The sequence below is a fragment of the Mesorhizobium sp. M0244 genome (assembly GCF_040321795.1).
Lineage (GTDB): Bacteria > Pseudomonadota > Alphaproteobacteria > Rhizobiales > Rhizobiaceae > Mesorhizobium.
The window spans coordinates 1-517 of sequence record NZ_JAMYSE010000249.1; the positions used below are offsets into that span (position 1 = coordinate 1).

At 59.4% G+C, this 517-nt stretch carries 1 protein-coding gene; it reads right to left on the reverse strand.

Annotation, left to right across the window (positions count from 1 at the left end; genetic code table 11):
* Positions 1-252: 252 nt before the first annotated feature.
* The gene (locus tag NKJ08_RS38905; protein ID WP_352786442.1) at positions 253-498 is read right to left on the reverse strand and encodes a DUF982 domain-containing protein; all 246 of its coding nucleotides are present in this window, start codon (positions 496-498) and stop codon (positions 253-255) included.
* Positions 499-517 lie beyond the last annotated feature (19 nt).

Sequence of the window (517 nt, forward strand, 5' to 3'; positions counted from 1 at the left end):
CAGCCGAGGACCAACGCCGCCAAACTGTCCCGACATTAGCGAAACCACTGTCCGGGAATTAGCGGAACCCCTGTCCGGCTTTTGCGAAATGCGCACATAGTTGCACAGCCTTCCGCCACTTGGGCCCCATCTTGGTCCACTTCAGGAGTTCCTCGGCGGCACCCTCGACATTGTTGCACCCGTAGGTGACCCCAGGTCGGTCAGTCTTGACGTACACCGGAGGGGAGAACAAATGGGTTGCCACAACACCTCCTACTCAGGGGAGAGATACATCTTGGCTTCCTTGGCGGCAGCCTCAAAGGCCTTTCGGACCACCTGAGGGTCAATCGGATCGTCCTCCAAGGCTGACAGGCACAGCGTCACCGCCTTATGCCAGCGAGGCCCTCGCCGGGTCCACATCTTGAGCTGCTCAAGGGCTTCCTTCGCATTGTTGCAGCCATGCCTGACACCGGTTTCAGTCTTCACGAACACCGGAGGGACGAACCAGATGGGCGCCATGATACCTCCTACTCAGGGG